We start from the raw sequence: 16,854 nt of genomic DNA on the forward strand, positions 1-16,854 counted from the left end.
AGGCTCTCGCACTGACCGCGCCGCCGACCGCTCTCGTCCTGGGGAGTCAGCGTCCGCCCGCCGTCGACACGAGTGCCACCACGGCGCATTCCGTTCCCGAGGTGGCGGCCGACGACGGGGTCGACTGCTTACGTTCCGACGACCCGTCGGCGCCCGCCGTGGCGCCGACGCCTCCCGCTGCTCTCCGCCTCCATCTCGCCCCCGACACCGTTCCGGAGTGGCTCTACGACACGGTCGGGAAACTCGGCCTCAGGCTCCGACTCAGCCTGAATGACGCCGACATCGACCAGGCCGGACAAACGGGCGGAAGGCTCATCATCCCCGGGATCCACGGATACGGAACCACCCCCTGAAGCCGACCCCACGCGACTGCCTCCTTCGATGAGCTTGCGCTCGGAAACCGAACGGTTTACCGAATTGGAAACCGATCGGTTTCCAATTCTTGTGGAGGCAGTCATGACCGCTTTGAAGGGCGCCAACGTTTTCGTCACCGGCGGCAGCCGGGGCATTGGCAAGGCGCTGGTGGAAGAGCTGTACGCGCGCGGTGCCGGCAAGGTCTACGCCACGGCCCGCGACCCGCGCACGGTGACGCACCCCGACGCCGTCCCGGTGGCACTGGAGGTCACTGACCCCGCCTCCGTCGCGGCCGCCGCCGCACAGGCCGGGGACGTCACCGTGCTGATCAACAACGCCGGCGCGTCGGTCGGCGCGTCCTTCCTCGACTCCCCGGTCGACGACGTACGCCGGGAGTTCGAGACCAACTTCTACGGCCCACTGCTGCTCACCCGCGCCTTCGTGCCGGTCATCGAACGCAACGGCGGCGGTCACCTCCTCAACGTGCACTCCGTGCTCTCCTGGATCGCGCTCGGCGGCTCCTACAGTGCCTCCAAGGCCGCCCTGTGGTCGCAGTCCAACTCCCTGCGCCTGGAGCTTCAGCTGCGCGGCATCGCCGTCACCGGACTGCACGTCGGATACGTCGACACGGACCTGGCGGCCGGCGTCGACGCACCCAAGTCCGACCCGCGTGACGTCGCCGCGCTCGCCCTCGACGGCGTCGAGGCAGGCGCGTACGAGGTCCTCGCCGACGACATCACGCGGCAGGTCAAGGCGGGCCTCGCCGGCGACCTGGCCGGGCTGTACCCCCAGCTGGCCAAGTAATCCCTTCACTCAACAGGAGTCAACGAGATGCCCAGCACCAGCCAGCACCCCCGTCCCACGATCCACGTCCCGGGGACCACCAGCCACACCATCGCCCCGCGCGCAGGACGACACGGCCGCGAGGGAACTCTGCGGTACCTCAAGGCGGGCACCGGCGCGCCCCTGGTGCTGCTGCACACCGTGCGTACCCAGGCGGAGCACTACCGCCACCTCATCCCGCTGATCGCGGACCGGTACACCGTGTACGCCCTGGATCTGCCGGGGATGGGCTACTCCGAGATCGTGCCCGGGGCGTCGTACGACGAGCCGGCCATGCGCGCGGGCGTCAAGCGGCTCCTGACCGAACTCGACCTGCACGACGTGACGTTGGCCGGGGAGTCCATGGGGGCGGTGCTCGCCCTGACCACCGCGGCCGATCTCCCGGAGCGCGTCCGCCGCGTCGTCGCGGTGAACACCTACGACTTCCGCGGCGGGATCACCCGCTCCAGCCTCCTCGCCCGCGTGGTGGTCAGCGGTGTCCTCACACCCGGGGTGGGCCCGGTGATCGCCGGGGTGGAGCCCAAGCCCGCCCTCCGCACGATCCTCCAGGGCGGCCTGGACGACAAGAGCGCACTGCGGGAGGACTACGTGGACGAGCTGCTCCAGGTCGGCGGCCGCCCCGGCTACCCGACCGTCGCCCGGGGCGTGTACCAGGCCCTGCCCAGTCTCATCGCGGCCCGCTCGCGCTACCCCGAGGTCAAGGCTCCCATCCACCTCGTCTACGGCGAGAAGGACTGGTCCCGGCCTTCGGACCGGGAGGCCAACAAGCAGCTGCTTCCGGCCGCGGACTTCACACAGGTCCCCAAGGCCGGCCACTTCATCGCCCTGGAACGGCCCGACGTCCTGGCCGACTTGCTGAACGCGGTGGCGTAAGCGTCCCGAGACCACCGTGGTCACCCCGATCGGGGGTATCGCGTGGGTGGAGATCCGATCAACCATGTCTCGCCAAGGCGTCGTGGCAGGCAAAGGAGCAGCACATGACGGAGATCCAGATCGAGTTCGACATACCGCGGAGATGCGTGACGGCACAGTGCTGCGCGCGGATGTCTACCGGCCCGGCGGCAGCGGACCGTGGCCGGTGCTGCTGAGCAGACTGCCGTACGGGAAGCAGATGCCCCTGGCGGTCGCGATCCTCGATCCCCTGGCCGCGGCTCGGCGTGGCTTCATAGTGGTCGTCGAGGACACCCGTGGCCGGTTCGCCTCCGGGGGTGAGTGGGAGCCGTTGACGTACGAGGAGAGCGACGGTTACGACACCGTACGGTGGGCGGCCGCCCTTCCCGGCGCGAACGGATCCGTCGGCATGATCGGCGCCAGCTTTTCGGCAACACGCAGTGGATGGCGGCGCTGTCCAAGCCGCCGGAGCTGAAGGCGATCGCACCGATGGTCACGTGGTCCGATCCGGACGACGGACTGTGGACGCGCGGCGGCGCGATCGAGCTCGGCATCACCGCGCCCTGGACCCTCATGATGGGTGCCGACGCGCTGATGCGCCGGCACGGCGCCGACCCGGCCACCCTCGGCAGGCTGGTGCAGGATCTCGACGGCCTGGCCGACGGCGGCTACGGCGAACTGCCCGCCGGGCGGCTTCCCCGCGTTCGTCCGGCACGATCTTCCCGAACTGGGCTATGAGCGGTCCCGTCGGGAGCCCGAATGGGCGCGGTCCTGCCGGGTCGCGGGCCGGCACGACGAGGTCGACCTGCCCACCTTTCAGGTCGGCGGGTGGTACGACATCTTCGCCCAGGGCACGCTCGACAACTTCACCGCCATGCGCCGCGCCGGCCGGTCCGCCACGCTGGTCATGGGGCCGTGGAGTCACGCCAACCAGCAGCACGTGATCGGCGACGTCAACTTCGGGTTCAGCGCGAACTCCGCCTTCATGGGCATGCGCGGACCCCTGAACGGCCTCCAGCCCGACTGGTTCCAGCGCACGATCGGCGACGGCGAGGCTCCGGAGCCCGACACGGGCAAGGTGCAGCTGTTCGTCATGGGCGTCAACCAGTGGCGCGAGGAGACGGAATGGCCCCTGTCGCGGGCCGTGGACACGGACTTCCATCTGCGCGCGGATGGACGCCTGACCCCTGAGCCGCCGCCTGTCGCCGAGCAGCCCGAGCAGTTCACCTACGACCCGATGGACCCGGTGCCCACGACCGGCGGAGCCCTGTTGCTGACCGACGACTTCCGTCCCGGGCCCTCGACCAGAGGGACGTGGAGGCGCGCGAGGACGTCCTGGTCTTCACCACCGAACCGCTCACCGAGGATGTCGAGGTGACCGGCCGTGTGCGGGCGGTGCTCTTCGCCGCTACAGACGGGTCGTCGACCGACTGGGTGGCCCGCCTGTGCGACGTCGACGAGCACGGTGTCTCCCGCAACGTGACCGACGGCATCGTGCGGGTGCGCGCGGCGACACCGGGCGAGCCGGCCGAGCACGTCGTGGACCTGTGGTCGACCAGCATCGTCTTCCGTGCCGGTCACCGGATACGGGTCCAGATCACCTCCAGCAACTTCCCCCGCTGGGACCGCAACCTCAACACGGGCGAACCCGAGGAGAGCGCGACCACGGCCGAGTGGCCCGCCAGCAGATCTTCCACGACCCCACCCGGCCCTCCCGCATCGTCCTGCCGGTGGTCCCGGGCTGACAGAAAGCGGCGGGAGGGCCGACCGATCCAGTGCGCCGTGGGTCCGGGCTTCACCGCGGCCGCGGTGAAGCCCGGAATGGAGTCCCCTATCGAAAATCTGGCAGACACCCGGCCTCGGTGAGCAATGGATGGCCGAACTCGACCCGTCGGAGTCCAGCGAGGTAGCGCTGAAGGCCAACGGCATGCCCGCCCATCGTGCCGACGAGACGGTGAGCCGACTGGACGCCACCAGGAAGGACAGCCTCCTTCGCCTCGTCCGCTCGGGAATCCACACAGGGGCGGAGTGGGAGCCCGGCTTGGCGAACGTCACCAGCCCCTGCTGGACAGCGGTCACTGGCCGCAGCTCCAGCAGCCGCGGGAACTCGCCGCCGCACTGACACGGCACTGGAAAAGCGTCCTGGCTTACCCATCGCTGAACTCCTTCTGCCGACAGGGAGCAAAGTTACGTCCCTTCTCGCCTTCTTCCGGGACGCGACCGCCGAGACCCATGAGGCCCGTGTAGTCGGTCTCGACGCGCGGGGCGTTCTCGTGAGTCGGGACGGCGAGCACGCCGGGCCGCGCGAGCGCGTCGGCGGACTCGATGGCGCGGATCCGGCCGCGGGCCACGGTCGCCAGCGCCAGCCAGCCGTGGACGAGCCCGGTGAAGGGGACCTCCCCGGCGTAGCGGGCCGCTCCGGCGACCTTGTCGCGGCCCTCGACATGGGTGTGCGCGGTACCGACGGCGCTGACTCGCCCCCAGCACCGCACTGCCATGGGAGAATCCGCCGATCGCGCCACAACCACAGTCCGGTCTCGGCGATGAACCCGTCGTGTTGGTCCGGCTGGTGCTGCATCCGTTCGAGGCGGGTGCGGAACAACCCGGCAAGGTCATCGATGCTGCACGGGGCGAGGTTGCCCAAGCTCTTCTTCAAGTGCGCACATACGCCCTCGGCCGGGTTGAGGTCGGGGGTGTAGGTCGGGAAGCGGAAGACCGTCAGCCACGGCCGCCTCCCAATCAGCTCGCGCATTGGGGCGTCGACGTGGTGGCTGTAGTTGTCCCAGACCAACACGATGTTGCCGCCGAGCTGCTGGTGGGCGGCGTCCAACAACGAGGCGAAGTCCCTCTCCCGAAACCCCTTCATCTCACCCTTGCGGCCGTGGTGGACCAGTATCCGGAAGACCAGCCGGGTGCGCTGACCGGCCTTGCGGCAGACCAGGCCCGCCATCGAGAAACGGCCTGAGCCGACCGCCCGGACCCTGACCAGGGGCGGACAGCCGCGGCGGGACCAGGTGCACGCCTTCGGCGGCCGCAGCAGCTGCCCTGCCTCGTCCGCGAAACACAGCCAGGCGTCCTGGCCCTGACCGTCTTTCCACCCGCGGCCACGTCTCCTTGATCCACGTGGCCACGGCCTCCTCGTCGCGTTCGGCGGCCCGCCGCACCGGCACCTGCACAAAAGCCCATCTGGTGCAGAATGCGCCAGGTCTGCCGAACTGAAGCGCACGTGGAAGCGCCGGGCGATCACCGTGGCCACCCGGGCCGGGGTCCACCGCTGGTCCTCCGGCCGGCCGTGCGCGGCCAGCCCCTGCTCCAGCTCCGCCGCCGGCCAGGCCCGCCACTCCGGCTTCATCTGTGACGGACGCCCGGACGGCCCCTTGGGCCGCAGCCCCTCAACGCCGTCGTCCCGCCAGCGGGCATGCCAGGCATAGGCGGGCTTGCGTGAGACCCGCAACCGCCGCGCGACGGTCGTGTCCCGCTCCGTGGTGTAAGCGACCTTGCTCGACGCGTTCCGGTAAGCCGCGCGTCAGCTACCCCCTGAGACACGGCTCCCGGGTCGCGCCTGCCGTCAGCCCTCTGCACGGTCCCGAACCGCGCCGAATGGGCGATGACCTGCGGATTCCGGCGCCTTGATCCGCTACACCACAGGGCGGGACGCCACCCGCGCGACCTGCGGCGGTGTCACGCCTTGCGCGAATAACTCGGCAGCCTCGAACTGCACTTGCTCCCGCCGGCCCGCTGCTTCGCGGTCAGGCCATCCCCATCGGGATATCGCATCCTCCAGCAATACGCCCACCCACGAGATCACCGTCACCCTAGCCCGAAAACCTCAGTAGTCACTCTCGGGCGCAGCGCTTCTCGGACCGGACGCGAGCGGCGCTGCCGACAGACAGCCGTGACACCGGAAACGTGTGGAATCTTCACAAGGCGGCAGCGTGAGCGGCGCTACCGTTCCGCAACGCCTGACTCGACCGCCAGCAAGGTCAGCATGCGTCCGGACATCACCGAACCTGCAAACGCCTGCGCGAGCGCCTAAGCTCGGACAAGGACCTCTCACCCCGACCTGACGAGGCGTCAGCAAAGTCAGCATTAGGTCAGCAAGAGTCCTGCCACAGCTGCCCACAGGCACCCACACTGTGGAATCGCCAACCGCACCGGCTCGAGCCAGCCGACTGTTCAGACGCCTTCCGGCAGGCAGCTGGAAGGCAGTAAGAAATCCTCGACCGCCTTCCGCCCAACGGTCACCTAAGCTGACTCGTTCCCGCAGGTCAGCGCACTCTTCCCCGCGGTTTCAACGACACCGGCGGCAGTTCCGGTGCGGGCAGTGGAGGCCCGTCGTACCCCTTTACCTCCCCGAATCGCGTCCCCTCCATCCAGTCCCGACGCGCCTGCACGATCTCTTCTTGAGATCGCCCGATCCAGTTCCAGAACATGATCAGCTCCTCCTCGAAGGGTTCGCCGCCGAGGAGCATCAGGGAGGCGTTCGAGTCGGCGCGCAGGGGCAGTTCGGTGCGGCCGCAGCCGAGGTAGAGCATGGAGCCCGGAAGGACGGGGACGCCGTCGACGTGGGCCTCGCCGGACATGGACAGGACGGCGTACTCGAAGTCGGGTTCGAGGGGCAGGCGCAGGTCGGCGCCCGGTGTGAGGGTGAGGTCGGCACCGACGATCGGCGTGAACGTCGTACCGGGCGAGGTCGCGCCGTCCAGGCTGCCGAGGATGAGGGTGGCGCTCAGTCCGGCCGCCGTGACGACGGGCAACTCGGCGTGGTGCTCGAAGCGCGGGTCGGTGTGCCGGTGGCTGTCCGGCAGCGCCACCCAGAGCTGGGCGCCGTGCAGGAAGCGGGCGTGCGACTTCGGGCTCTCCTCGGAGTGGCTGATGGCCCGGCCGGAGGTCATCAGGCCCAGCTCGCGCGGGCGGATGGTCTGGAGGCTGCCCGTGGAGTCGCGGTGCAGCACCTCGCCCTGGTGCAGCCAACTGACCGTCTGCAGACCCATGTGCGGATGCGGCGGCACCTGCATGCCGGGCTCGTCGGCGATGTCGTCGGGACCGTAGTGATCGACGAAGGCCCACGCGCCCACCATGCGGCGGCCCAGGTTGGGCAGCAGACGTCGCACCTCGGTGGACTCGCCGAGCTTCACCCGGCGAGGGCTGAGGAGTTCACGAACCGGCTCGGCCACGACGAAGCCCCGGCCGCCGCACACCGCGGGCACCGCCTCGCGATCAAGATTGCTCATGCTCCACAACCTAGCCCCGTCCTGCTCCCGTCGCCAGCGGTCCATACAGCAGCCATAGCTATAGTAGCCATGTACGGTATCCGTCATGAGTTCGGTCATCGAGGGCGCGACGCCCGGTTTTCTCGTCTGGCGGCTGTCCATGAAGTGGCGCGTCGCGGTCGACCGCGCGCTCGCTCCGCTGGGGCTGACGCACGCGCAGTACGCGCTGGTGGCGTCGCTGTACGGCATGCACCGGGACGGGCTGCGGCCCAGTCAGCGGCAGCTCGCGGACCACACCGGCCTGGAGGCCCTGTACGTCTCCAAGCTGGCCCGCGCCCTGGAGACCGCCGGACTCCTCGAACGCGAGCGGGATTCCCGCGACCCCCGTGCCGTGCGGCTGGCACTCACCGAGCAGGGACGCGAGGCCACGCGGCGCGCGATCGAGGTCGTCCAGGAACTGATGGGGCAGCTGCTGGAGCCGCTCGGCGGCCTCGACAGCGCCCGCACCCGGGAATTCGCCCGCGAACTGACCATGCTGCTCGACGTACCGCTCATCCCGTCCACCGAACAGGAACACGAGAAGGAGCAACCATGACCACCACCGCACCCGTTCTCAACTCCCGGGTCCTCGGCCTCGCCCACTACGCCGCCCGCGCGGTGCTGGAGAAAGTGCTGGCCGGGCACGGGCTCACGTTCCAGCAGTCGGTGACCCTCCGGCTCGTCGCGCTCGCCGACGAACCCGTCGAACGGGAGGCACTCGTGGACCGGATAGTCGACTCGCTCAAGGTCGAGAAGGCCCGGATACGGTCCGTGGTCGAGGAGTTGGTCGCCGCGGAGCTGGTCGAGACGGACCCGGCGCGGCCGTCCCGGCTCAGGATCACGGATGCCGGCCGGGAGTCTCACACCAGGTCCACCGCCGAGACCGCACCCATCTCCGCCCGGATCTACGCCGGCATCCCGGCCGAGGACCTGGCCACCGCCGGTCGCACGCTGACACTCATCACGGAGCGGGCCAACACGGAGCTGGCCGCGATGAAATAGATGAAGCAGACGCAGTAGATGCAGTGGATGAAGCGGGGGAAGCGGGAAGGGCAGGGGCAGGGGCAGCCTCCCGCAGTCCCGGCCGGGCCCGCGCTACTTCGCCTCCGACCTGCCGCCGTACGAGCGCTTGCCGCGCCGGTGGGCGATCTCGCCCAGGACGACGTCCACCGCGATGAACAGGGCGAGCGGGATGCCGAGCAGGGGCACGAAGTAGCCGAGGACGGCGATCACGGCGAGAGCGGGGACGAGGATCTGGGGTGGTACGTGCTGCCAGGCACCGCGCGGGATCGGGCGGCCGAAGGACGAGGCGCGGCCGCGCTGCCACCACATGCGGTAGCCCCAGATGATCAACACGACCAGGGAGGCCGCGAGGGCGATCAGGACGAGCTGGTTGGCCAGGCCGAACAGGACGCCGGTGTGGGCGTCGATGCCCCAGCGGGACAGCTTGGCGAGGATCGGGAAGTCGGCGAACCGGAGGGTGTCGGTGACCTCCGCGGTCGCCGGGTCCACGGCCACCGCGTCCTGCTTGGTGGGCCAGCTGCGCTGGACCTGCTTGACCACGTACGTGGAGGAGGCGTCGGCGGGCGGCACGATCTCCACCGGGTCGCCGAGGCCCTCTGCCCGCGCGGCGGCCAGGATCTTGTCCAGGTCACCCTCCGCGTCCGTCCCGTCGTCCGTCGAGCCGCCCCCGTGGGCGCCGTGGTCACCCGCCGCGGCCGAGACGGCCGGGGTCGCCTGGTGGAGCTCGGTCCGCAGGACCTCGATGTTGGCGCCCGCGTACGTGGACCAGGTCAGGCCGGTCGCCGAGAGGAAGAAGAACCCGAGGGCCGCCCAGACGCCGACCGTGCCGTGCAGGCCCAGGGTGCGACGGCGGCCCGAGGTGCCGCGCACCTTGCACTGGGCGCGGCGGCGGGCGAACCAGAGCACCAGGCCGCCGCCCGAGATGACCCACAGCCAGCTGGCGGCGAGTTCGCTGTAGAGACGGCCGGTCTCGCCGAGCTGGAGGTTGGCGTGGAACTTGTCGATCCAGGTCCGCACCGGCAGCGCGCCCGTGGAGCCGTACTGCTCCAGCGCCCCGCGCACCTCGGCCGTGTACGGGTCGACGAAGACCGCGAGGCTGTTGGTCTCGTCGATGCCCCCGACGCCGGTCAGCATCACCCTGGTCGTCGCGTCGTCCCCCGGCGAGGGGCGTACGGCCGAGATGGTGCCCTCGGGGTGCGCCTTGCGGGCGGCGGCCACCTGCTCGGAGATCGGCAGCTTCTCGTCGCCCACCTCCGCGACGGTCGTCCGGTCCGCGTAGACGATCTCCTCGATCGAGAACGAGGCCGCGTACAGTCCGCCGGTCAGGGCGGCGACCAGTAGGAACGGGGCGACGAGGACACCCGCGTAGAAGTGCAGCCGCAGGACGAGCGGCCGGAGCGAGGTCCAGCCCCTCGTCGAGCCGTCCGACTTGGTGAGGGGTTTCTGGGGCTCGTCCGTCTCGGTCGAGGGGGCGATGGTCATCGGCGGATGCTCCGGGGGGGGGCGGGGACGTCGTGGCGGTTCAGTAGTCGGGGCGTGCGCGCTCCGAGTTCCCGGCACTTCGTGTGATGTGAGTCACTCGCCCGCGTCGGTGCCGCGATTCCCCCGAGGGCGACCGACCGCGAGAGCCGCCCCGCATCGAGCCGCCTTGCGTCGCGAGAGCCGCCTCGCGTCGCGCGAGCCCGGTTGGCATCCTGGCCCGATGGCTTCCGAACGTGATCGCACCGAGTCCCGCCCCCTGAGCGACCGGGTGGAGGAACTCCTCGCCCACGAGGGGCCGCTGCCGATCGTCGCCGCGGGCGACCCGGTCCTGCGCCGCACCGCCGAGCCCTTCGACGGCCAGCTGGACCCGGGTCTCCTGTCCCGCTTCGTCGCCGCCCTGCGCGCCACCATGCACGCGGCACCGGGCGTCGGCCTCGCCGCACCCCAGGTCGGCGTCCCCCTGCGCCTGGCGGTGATCGAGGACCCCGCACCGGTTCCTGAGGCGGTACGGCTGGCCCGGAGCCGGGTCCCGCAGCCGTTCCGCGTCCTGGTCAATCCGGCGTACGAGGCGGTCGGGCCGTTCCGTGACGCGTTCTACGAGGGCTGTCTGAGCGTGCCGGGCTGGCAGGCGGTGGTGGCCCGGCACGCCAAGGTGCGGCTACGGGCGCTCGACGAGCACGGGCGGGCGGTGGACGAGGAGTTCGCGGGATGGCCCGCCCGGATCGTCCAGCACGAGACGGACCATCTGAACGGCACGCTCTACCTCGACCACGCCGAACTGCGGTCCCTCTCCTCCAACCAGGCGATGGCCGACCACTGGAACGACCCGACCCCGGCCAGGGCCGCGCGGGAACTGGGCTTCCTCCTGCCCGACTAGGGCCTCGGCAGGCAACGTTTGCCCGTCGAGGAGCGGCGTCGTGGGGGTACCTCCCGGTCGAGCGCAGCCGAGACCGGGGGAGCGTGGTCTCGGCGTGCCGGCCGGAAGCCCTCGTTGGACGTACTCGGGCTTTCGGCCGGTGCGGCGAGAGGGCGTGCCGGGCGTCGCGACCGGGCGAACGTCGCCTGCCGCGGCACCAGCCCCGCCGACCAGCCCCGCCGACCAGCACGCCGGTCCGGTTCAGCCCCGGTACGCCTCCAGCAGCCGCAGCCACACCTCGCTGATCGTCGGGTACGAGGGCACCGCGTGCCAGAGGCGGCTGATCGGGACCTCCCCGACGACGGCGACGGTGGCGGAATGGATGAGCTCGCCCACGGCGGGGCCGACGAAGGTGACGCCGCGCAGGATCTCGCGGTCCAGGTCGACGACCATGCGGGCGCGGCCCCGGTAGCCGTCGGCGTACAGGCCCGCGCCCGCGACGGAGGAGAACTCGACGTCGACCGCGCGGACGCGGTGGCCGGCCTGTTCGGCCTCGGCGAGGGAGAGGCCGACAGCGGCGGCCTCGGGGTCGGTGAAGACGACCTGGGGGACGGCGGCGTGGTCGGCGGTGGCCGCGTGGGCACCCCACGGGTCGCTCTCCAGAAGCGGGACACCGGCCGCGCGGGCGGCGATGGCGGCCCCGGCGATCCGGGCCTGGTACTTGCCCTGGTGGGTGAGGAGCGCCCGGTGGTTGACGTCGCCGACCGCGTACAGCCATTCGCTGCCCGTCACCCGCAGGCTGTCGTCGACGGGCAGCCACGAGCCGGGTTCCAGCCCGACGGTGTCGAGGCCGATGTCCTCGGTGCGCGGGGCGCGACCGGTGGCGAAGAGGATCTCGTCGGCCTCCAGACGGTCGCCGGTGTCGGTGAGGGCCACCACGGTCCCGTTCTCCCGGGACACCGCCGTCACCGACGTGCCCGTGCGGACGTCCGCGCCCGCCTCGATGAGCGCCTCGGCGACCAGTTCGCCGGCGAAGGGTTCCATCCGGGGCAGCAGGCCCTTGCCGCGGACGAGAACGGTGACCTCGGAGCCGAGGGACCGCCAGGCGGTGGCCATCTCGACGGCGACGACACCGCCGCCGACGACGATCAGCCGGCCGGGGACCTTCTGCGCGCTGGTGGCCTCCCGGCTGGTCCAGGGCCGGACCTGGGCGAGTCCCGGCAGGTCGGGCAGGAGGGCGCGGCTGCCGGTGGCGACGACCACCGCGCGCCGGGCCGTGAGGACATGCCGCCCGCCGTCGGGGGCGTCCACGACCACGCGGCGGGGCCCGGCCAGGCGCGCGTGCCCCCGGTACAGGGTCGCTCCGACGCTGTCCAACCAGCCGACCTGGCCGTCGTCCTTCCAGTGGGCGGTCTCGTAGTCACGGTGGGCGAGCACCTCCGCGGCGTCCAACGGGCCGTCGACGAGGTGGCGCAGGCCGGGTACGCGGCGGGCGTCGGCGCGGGCGATCGCGGGGCGCAGCAGGGCCTTGCTGGGCATGCACGCCCAGTACGAGCACTCGCCGCCGACCAGTTCGCTCTCCACTACCGCGGTGGACAGTCCGGCGGCGCGGGTGCGGTCGGCGACGTTCTCCCCCACGGGTCCGGCACCGAGCACCACGACGTCGTACTCGATCGCCGTCGCTTCAGCCGCGCTCTCGGTGGTTTCGGTGATTTCCGTATCCGTCATGGGGCCAGTCTGGTTGGTGGTGTGCGCCGTGGCCACACGGGTACGCGCGCGGAATACGCCACCGTGGGATGGCGTTGTCGAGAGCGGCTCGCCCGAGCACCTAGAGACACCAGGAAGAGGGATGCACGCCATGAGCAGCACCGTGGAGCTCACCAAGGAGAACTTCGACCAGACGGTCACCGACAACGAGTTCGTCCTGATCGACTTCTGGGCGTCCTGGTGCGGGCCGTGCCGCCAGTTCGCCCCGGTCTACGAGAAGGCCGCGGACGACAACCCCGACCTGGTGTTCGGCAAGGTCGACACCGAGGCCCAGCCGGAGTTGGCCCAGGCCTTCGGCATCCAGTCCATCCCGACGCTGATGATCGTCCGTGATCAGGTGGCCGTGTTCGCGCAGCCGGGCGCGCTGCCGGAGGCCGCGCTGACCGATGTCATCGGGCAGGCACGCAAGCTGGACATGGACGAGGTCCGCAAGGCCGTCGCCGAGCAGCAGGCGCAGGTCGAGCAGAACGGTCAGTGAGCGGAGCGGCCGGGCGTGCCCGGCGCCGGGGTGCGAGGGCGCGGAGCGTCGAACGGGCCCCGCTCCGGCGTCCGTTCGGCTCGGCTCGTTCTGCTCGGCTCGTGCGGCCCGGCTCGTTCAGCTCGACTCGCGGTGGACGATCCTCGCGGCCAGGACGTCGTGCGTCGTGGGGATGGTGGCGGGGTCGCGCACCACGCGGTCGACCAGTTCCGCGAGGTCGCGTCCGGACGGCAGCTCCAGGTGGACGGTGCTGAGGCGCGGTCGCAGCAGCCGCCCGATCATCAGGTCGTCGGCCCCGACCACGGCCGTCTCCTCCGGGATGCCGATGCCCTCGTCCTGAAGGGCCCGCATCAGCAGCATCGCGTACTCGTCGTTGTACGCGAACACCGCGTCCAGACCGAGGGAACGCCAGTCACGGGCGAGCCGGGCCGCGGCCGCCTCGTCGTAGGCGAGCGGCAGCTCGGTGACCGTCGCCTCCGTGCCCTGCACCGCGCGTCGTACGCCGGCGAGGCGGGGCTGGGAGAAGACCCCGAAGCCTGGTTCCTCGGGAACGACGACCCCGATCCGGCGGCGGCCGCGCTCGACCAGGTGCCGTCCCGCGCTGTGGCCGACACCCGCGTGGTCCAGGATCAGCGCGTGGGCGCCCTCGACGGGTTCGGGGGTGAGGGTGACGACGGCCTTGGCTCCGGAACGCTTGAGGACGGCCACGCCCTGCGGGCCGATACCGACACCGGGCACGATGACGGCGACCGGGCGCAGTTCGGCCCAGGCGCGGGCCGCGTCGTCGCCGCGCAGGCCGATGCCGCCGTGCTGCACGACGGTGTAGTCGAGCCGGCTCAGGGCCCACTGGATCTCGTTGATGAACTGGCTGTAGAGCGGGCCGATGGGCACGTTCGGGGTGGGCATCAGGACCAGGCGGCTGTGGCCGGCGCGCAGGCTGCGGGCCGCCGCGTGGGGTACGTAGCCGAGTTCCTTGGCCGCCTCGTGGACCCGGCGGCGGGTGGGCTCGCTGATGCGGACCGCGCTGGTGTTGTTCAGGACGTAGCTGACCGTCGCGCGTGAGACACCCGCGAGTCGAGCCACGTCCGCGCTCGTGGGCACGGATCGCTGCAGGGGCGAGGGCGGGGCGGGCTCTTTCGGTATCTGCACCATGAGGACGGCATCCTTGCAGAAGCGGTGAAGGTCGTTCCGGCCGGGGGCGTACCGGCCATGCGGGAGCTCGGGTTCGGGCCACCGATCTTTGTGGCAGGGCAGTTTGGCGAATGTGTTCGAAATCTGTGCAACCCGGCAACCATTTCGCGCCAGCTCCACCGAGGTGGGGCGAGAGCCGCCCGTGCAGAGGGACGACCTGTCGGCCCGCACGCCCGCCGGGTGACCCCGTGCCTGGCCAAGGACGTACGACCGCTTCGTGGCAGCGCACTCGGGTGCCTCTCCCCCGCCCGGTGTCCGGTCACCCGTGTGGGTGTCCTGTGGCGATGATGCCCGAAAGCTATGGCGTGAACTATGTGCTGGCTGTGGGAGCGACGCCGCTTCGGGCTTCCCCCGGCCACCCGCCGATCGGCGGGCATCCCCCGCCGTACGACGGCGTCCGCGTGGCTCGCCGCGACACTCATCATCACGGTACGAACCGTTGGCGCGCGTCGCGGTCGCACCGTGGACGCGGTACCCGCACGAGGAGAAGCCCATGACCATGATCCCGCCCCCCTTCGACCCGGAACTCGCCGCGGCTCTGGAGGCGTTGAAGGACATGGTCCCGCGCGAGCTGAGCATGGACGACATCCCCCTGATGCGCCAGGGGCCGGGCATCGAGATGCTCGCCCGGCTGGACCTCACCATGGACGGGTTCTTCGAGGTCGAGGACCGGCTGGTGCCGGGACCCGAGGACGCGCCGGAGATCTCGTTGCTCATCTGCCGCCCCGCGGCCCCCACGAAGCGGGGTCCGCTGCCGGTGATCTACCACGTCCACGGCGGCGGCATGGTCGTCGGCAACAACCGGGTCGGGGTGGACGAGCCGCTGACCTGGGCACGGGAGCTGGGCGCGGTCGTGGTGTCCGTGGAGTACCGGCTGGCTCCCGAGCATCCGCATCCGGCGCCCGTGGAGGACGTCTACGCGGGGCTGCTGTGGACGGCCGAGCACGCGGAGGAGTTCGGGGGCGACGCCGAGCGGATCGTGATCGCGGGAGCGAGCGCCGGGGGTGGGCTGACGGCCGCGCTCGCGCTGCTCGCGCGGGACCGGAAGGGGCCCCGGCCGATCGGGCAGGTGCTGATGTGCCCGATGCTCGACGACCGCAACGACACGCCGTCCGTGCACCAGATGGCGGGGCGGGGGGTGTGGGACCGGACGGCCAACGAGACGGGGTGGACGGCCCTGTTGGGGGCGCGGCGGGGCGGGCCGGACGTGTCCGCGTACGCGGCGCCGGCGCGGGCGGAGGATCTGTCGGGGCTGCCTCCGGCGTTTCTCGATGTGGGGTCGGCGGAGACGTTCCGGGACGAGGTCGTCGCCTATGCGTCCCGGTTGTGGCAGGCGGGTGGGGTCGCGGAGTTGCATGTGTGGGCGGGCGGATTCCACGGGTTCGACGGGTTGGCTCCGCAGGCCGCGGTGTCGCGGGACTGCCGGGAGGCTCATGTGCGGTGGTTGCGACGGTTGATCGGGGAGTAGCGGCTGTGCCCCCTTCGCCCCCCGTGCGCGGGTCCGGTGGGGGCTGGTCGCGCAGTTCCCCGCGCCCCTGCAAGGCAGGGGCCGCGCTCCTGCCTTTCGGCCCGCCGGTCGGTCGGCGGAGCCATGGCGCACTATGGGCTTATGAAAGAGCTGGCTGGGCGGCTGACCGCGGTCGATCCGGATGCCGGGGCGGCCGTGCGGGTCATCGCCTACTTCGACACGCTGGCCGAGGCACGGGCCGGGCTGGAGGCGCTGGTGCGCGGGGCGGCCGTACTGGCCGGGTGTCCCGCGCGGCTGGTCGACGACGAGCGGCGCGTGCGGGTCCGGGTGGAGCCCGACGGGCGGCGCGAGGACAGTGATCTGCCGCCGGACCCGGCCTGGCCGTCCGCCGCGCTCGCCCCGGGCGGCGTGCCCGCGCTCTGGCTGGAGCGCTCCCAGGGCGCCGAGCCGAGCGTGGTGGACGCGGTCATCCTGGAACGGGCCGCCGGCGCCCTGCGGCTGGTGCTGGACCGGACCCGGGGCCGCGCGCCCGTCTCCCCCGGCGACGACCCGGCGCTCGTCGAGACCGTCCTCGACCGCACCGCCGCCGAGCGGGCCCGCCTCCACGCCGCCCGGCTCCTCGGCCTGGACCCGGACGACCCCACGGCCCTGGCCCGGGCCGTCGCCCCGCTCGGTGGGCGACCCCGCATCCTGCGGGTACGCCGGGACGAGCCGTCGGCCGACGCCACCGCATACGCAGCCGGGCTTTCCGAGGGGCGGGTCGGGGTCGGGCCCGCGGTGCCCGTGCTCGGGTTGCCGGGGTCCTGGGACGGCGCGCGGACCGCGTTGCGGTTCACGGCCGAGGGCACCGCGCGGGACCCCGGTGAGCGGGTGGTGCGCGCCGACGACCTCGGCGGGACCGCCCTCCTCGCCGAACTGATCGGACCCGGGGCCGAACCCCCGCCCGATGTACGGGACCTGGAGCGGGCCGCGGCGGACTCGCCCTGGATGCTGGCGACGCTCCACGCGGTCGCCTCGACGGCGAGCCTGCGGGCCGCGGCCACCGCCGTCAACGTGCACCACTCCACCCTCCAGGACCGCCTGATCCACGCCGAGGCCCTCCTCGGCTGGCCGGTCCGCACCCCCCAGGGCCGGCTCCGCCTCCACCTGGCTCTCACCATGCGCCACTTGGCCCGCGGCTGAGCCCGCGAATCGCCGACCCCGTCAGCGAACTCGTCTTCCCCGTACCCCCGTGGCCGCGTGGACGTTA

The 16,854-nt window shown here is 71.6% G+C and carries 16 protein-coding genes and 4 pseudogenes; 13 read left to right on the forward strand and 7 right to left on the reverse strand.

Annotated elements, in window-relative coordinates; all coding sequences use genetic code 11:
* Positions 1-101 precede the first annotated feature (101 nt).
* The 7 genes and pseudogenes from K1J60_RS03760 to K1J60_RS03780 all read left to right on the forward strand — a co-directional run bounded on the left by K1J60_RS03760 (position 102) and on the right by K1J60_RS03780 (position 4,210).
* Positions 102-353 (forward strand): hypothetical protein, encoded by a 252-nt coding sequence (locus tag K1J60_RS03760; RefSeq protein WP_220644898.1) that lies wholly within the window; start codon positions 102-104, stop codon positions 351-353.
* A 103-nt stretch (positions 354-456) separates the two neighbouring features.
* Positions 457-1,158 (forward strand): SDR family oxidoreductase, encoded by a 702-nt coding sequence (locus K1J60_RS03765; protein WP_220644899.1) that lies wholly within the window; start codon positions 457-459, stop codon positions 1,156-1,158.
* 27 nt (positions 1,159-1,185) lie between these two features.
* The gene (locus K1J60_RS03770; RefSeq protein WP_220644900.1) at positions 1,186-2,070 is read left to right on the forward strand and encodes an alpha/beta fold hydrolase; all 885 of its coding nucleotides are present in this window, start codon (positions 1,186-1,188) and stop codon (positions 2,068-2,070) included.
* 142 nt (positions 2,071-2,212) lie between these two features.
* Positions 2,213-2,826, forward strand: a pseudogene (locus tag K1J60_RS45590) (CocE/NonD family hydrolase).
* The gene (locus K1J60_RS45595; RefSeq protein ID WP_259408223.1) at positions 2,816-3,466 is read left to right on the forward strand and encodes a CocE/NonD family hydrolase; all 651 of its coding nucleotides are present in this window, start codon (positions 2,816-2,818) and stop codon (positions 3,464-3,466) included. The pseudogene K1J60_RS45590 and the gene K1J60_RS45595 overlap by 11 nt, the downstream one beginning before the upstream one ends.
* Positions 3,403-3,954: a CocE/NonD family hydrolase gene (locus tag K1J60_RS45600; protein WP_259407542.1), complete on the forward strand. Its 552-nt coding sequence runs from the start codon at positions 3,403-3,405 to the stop codon at positions 3,952-3,954. The genes K1J60_RS45595 and K1J60_RS45600 overlap by 64 nt, the downstream gene beginning before the upstream one ends.
* A 7-nt stretch (positions 3,955-3,961) precedes the next feature.
* Positions 3,962-4,210 carry a hypothetical protein gene (locus K1J60_RS03780; protein ID WP_220644901.1) on the forward strand — a complete coding sequence of 83 codons (249 nt, stop codon included), beginning with the start codon at positions 3,962-3,964 and terminating at the stop codon, positions 4,208-4,210.
* A 103-nt stretch (positions 4,211-4,313) separates the two neighbouring features.
* Here K1J60_RS03780 and K1J60_RS03785 read toward each other — a convergent pair.
* The 4 genes and pseudogenes from K1J60_RS03785 to K1J60_RS03795 form a co-directional block, all read right to left on the reverse strand.
* A pseudogene (locus tag K1J60_RS03785) lies at positions 4,314-4,586 on the reverse strand (xanthine dehydrogenase family protein molybdopterin-binding subunit); the annotation flags it as partial.
* 140 nt (positions 4,587-4,726) lie between these two features.
* Positions 4,727-5,542 (reverse strand): annotated as a pseudogene (locus K1J60_RS03790) (transposase); the annotation flags it as partial.
* 216 nt (positions 5,543-5,758) lie between these two features.
* Positions 5,759-5,865, reverse strand: a pseudogene (locus K1J60_RS47390) (IS630 family transposase); the annotation flags it as partial.
* A 491-nt stretch (positions 5,866-6,356) separates the two neighbouring features.
* Complete coding sequence (locus K1J60_RS03795; RefSeq protein ID WP_220644902.1) at positions 6,357-7,322, reverse strand: pirin family protein; 966 nt, start codon at positions 7,320-7,322, stop codon at positions 6,357-6,359.
* An 85-nt stretch (positions 7,323-7,407) separates the two neighbouring features.
* On the opposite strand from K1J60_RS03795, the gene K1J60_RS03800 reads away from it, so the two are divergent.
* On the forward strand, positions 7,408-7,896 hold the full coding sequence (locus K1J60_RS03800; protein WP_220644903.1) for a MarR family winged helix-turn-helix transcriptional regulator: 489 nt from the start codon (positions 7,408-7,410) through the stop codon (positions 7,894-7,896).
* Complete coding sequence (locus tag K1J60_RS03805; RefSeq protein WP_220644904.1) at positions 7,893-8,342, forward strand: MarR family winged helix-turn-helix transcriptional regulator; 450 nt, start codon at positions 7,893-7,895, stop codon at positions 8,340-8,342. Before K1J60_RS03800 ends, K1J60_RS03805 begins: the two co-directional genes overlap by 4 nt.
* 93 nt (positions 8,343-8,435) lie before the next feature.
* Here the strand turns inward: K1J60_RS03805 and K1J60_RS03810 are convergent, their stop codons facing one another.
* Positions 8,436-9,845 carry a PepSY-associated TM helix domain-containing protein gene (locus tag K1J60_RS03810; RefSeq protein ID WP_220644905.1) on the reverse strand — a complete coding sequence of 470 codons (1,410 nt, stop codon included), beginning with the start codon at positions 9,843-9,845 and terminating at the stop codon, positions 8,436-8,438.
* 220 nt (positions 9,846-10,065) lie between these two features.
* On the opposite strand from K1J60_RS03810, the gene K1J60_RS03815 reads away from it, so the two are divergent.
* Positions 10,066-10,722, forward strand: coding sequence for a peptide deformylase (locus tag K1J60_RS03815; RefSeq protein WP_220644906.1), 657 nt, complete (start codon positions 10,066-10,068; stop codon positions 10,720-10,722).
* Positions 10,723-10,962: 240 nt separating this feature from the next.
* On the opposite strand, the gene K1J60_RS03820 is transcribed toward K1J60_RS03815, so the two are convergent.
* Positions 10,963-12,429, reverse strand: a complete 1,467-nt coding sequence (locus tag K1J60_RS03820) for a dihydrolipoyl dehydrogenase family protein (RefSeq protein WP_220644907.1) — start codon at positions 12,427-12,429, stop codon at positions 10,963-10,965.
* A gap of 130 nt (positions 12,430-12,559) precedes the next feature.
* Between K1J60_RS03820 and trxA the strand changes: the two genes are divergently transcribed.
* Positions 12,560-12,946 (forward strand): thioredoxin, encoded by a 387-nt coding sequence (gene trxA / locus K1J60_RS03825; protein WP_220644908.1) that lies wholly within the window; start codon positions 12,560-12,562, stop codon positions 12,944-12,946.
* A 117-nt stretch (positions 12,947-13,063) separates the two neighbouring features.
* On the opposite strand, the gene K1J60_RS03830 is transcribed toward trxA, so the two are convergent.
* Complete coding sequence (locus K1J60_RS03830; protein WP_220644909.1) at positions 13,064-14,098, reverse strand: LacI family DNA-binding transcriptional regulator; 1,035 nt, start codon at positions 14,096-14,098, stop codon at positions 13,064-13,066.
* A gap of 532 nt (positions 14,099-14,630) precedes the next feature.
* On the opposite strand from K1J60_RS03830, the gene K1J60_RS03835 reads away from it, so the two are divergent.
* Positions 14,631-15,605: an alpha/beta hydrolase gene (locus K1J60_RS03835; protein WP_220644910.1), complete on the forward strand. Its 975-nt coding sequence runs from the start codon at positions 14,631-14,633 to the stop codon at positions 15,603-15,605.
* Between the two features lie 141 nt (positions 15,606-15,746).
* Positions 15,747-16,787, forward strand: coding sequence for a helix-turn-helix domain-containing protein (locus K1J60_RS03840; RefSeq protein ID WP_220644911.1), 1,041 nt, complete (start codon positions 15,747-15,749; stop codon positions 16,785-16,787).
* Positions 16,788-16,854: the final 67 nt, after the last annotated feature.

This window comes from Streptomyces akebiae (assembly GCF_019599145.1).
Classification (GTDB): domain Bacteria; phylum Actinomycetota; class Actinomycetes; order Streptomycetales; family Streptomycetaceae; genus Streptomyces; species Streptomyces akebiae.

Coding starts and splice junctions, on each gene's coding strand:
- K1J60_RS03770 (WP_220644900.1), top strand. CDS start 1,186: ATGCCCAGCACCAGCCAGCACCCCCGTCCCACGATCCACGTCCCGGGG.
- K1J60_RS03795 (WP_220644902.1), bottom strand. CDS start 7,322: ATGAGCAATCTTGATCGCGAGGCGGTGCCCGCGGTGTGCGGCGGCCGG.
- K1J60_RS03765 (WP_220644899.1), top strand. CDS start 457: ATGACCGCTTTGAAGGGCGCCAACGTTTTCGTCACCGGCGGCAGCCGG.
- K1J60_RS03820 (WP_220644907.1), bottom strand. CDS start 12,429: ATGACGGATACGGAAATCACCGAAACCACCGAGAGCGCGGCTGAAGCG.
- K1J60_RS03830 (WP_220644909.1), bottom strand. CDS start 14,098: ATGGTGCAGATACCGAAAGAGCCCGCCCCGCCCTCGCCCCTGCAGCGA.
- K1J60_RS03800 (WP_220644903.1), top strand. CDS start 7,408: ATGAGTTCGGTCATCGAGGGCGCGACGCCCGGTTTTCTCGTCTGGCGG.
- trxA (WP_220644908.1), top strand. CDS start 12,560: ATGAGCAGCACCGTGGAGCTCACCAAGGAGAACTTCGACCAGACGGTC.
- K1J60_RS03835 (WP_220644910.1), top strand. CDS start 14,631: ATGACCATGATCCCGCCCCCCTTCGACCCGGAACTCGCCGCGGCTCTG.
- K1J60_RS03780 (WP_220644901.1), top strand. CDS start 3,962: ATGGCCGAACTCGACCCGTCGGAGTCCAGCGAGGTAGCGCTGAAGGCC.
- K1J60_RS03840 (WP_220644911.1), top strand. CDS start 15,747: ATGAAAGAGCTGGCTGGGCGGCTGACCGCGGTCGATCCGGATGCCGGG.
- K1J60_RS03815 (WP_220644906.1), top strand. CDS start 10,066: ATGGCTTCCGAACGTGATCGCACCGAGTCCCGCCCCCTGAGCGACCGG.
- K1J60_RS03805 (WP_220644904.1), top strand. CDS start 7,893: ATGACCACCACCGCACCCGTTCTCAACTCCCGGGTCCTCGGCCTCGCC.
- K1J60_RS03810 (WP_220644905.1), bottom strand. CDS start 9,845: ATGACCATCGCCCCCTCGACCGAGACGGACGAGCCCCAGAAACCCCTC.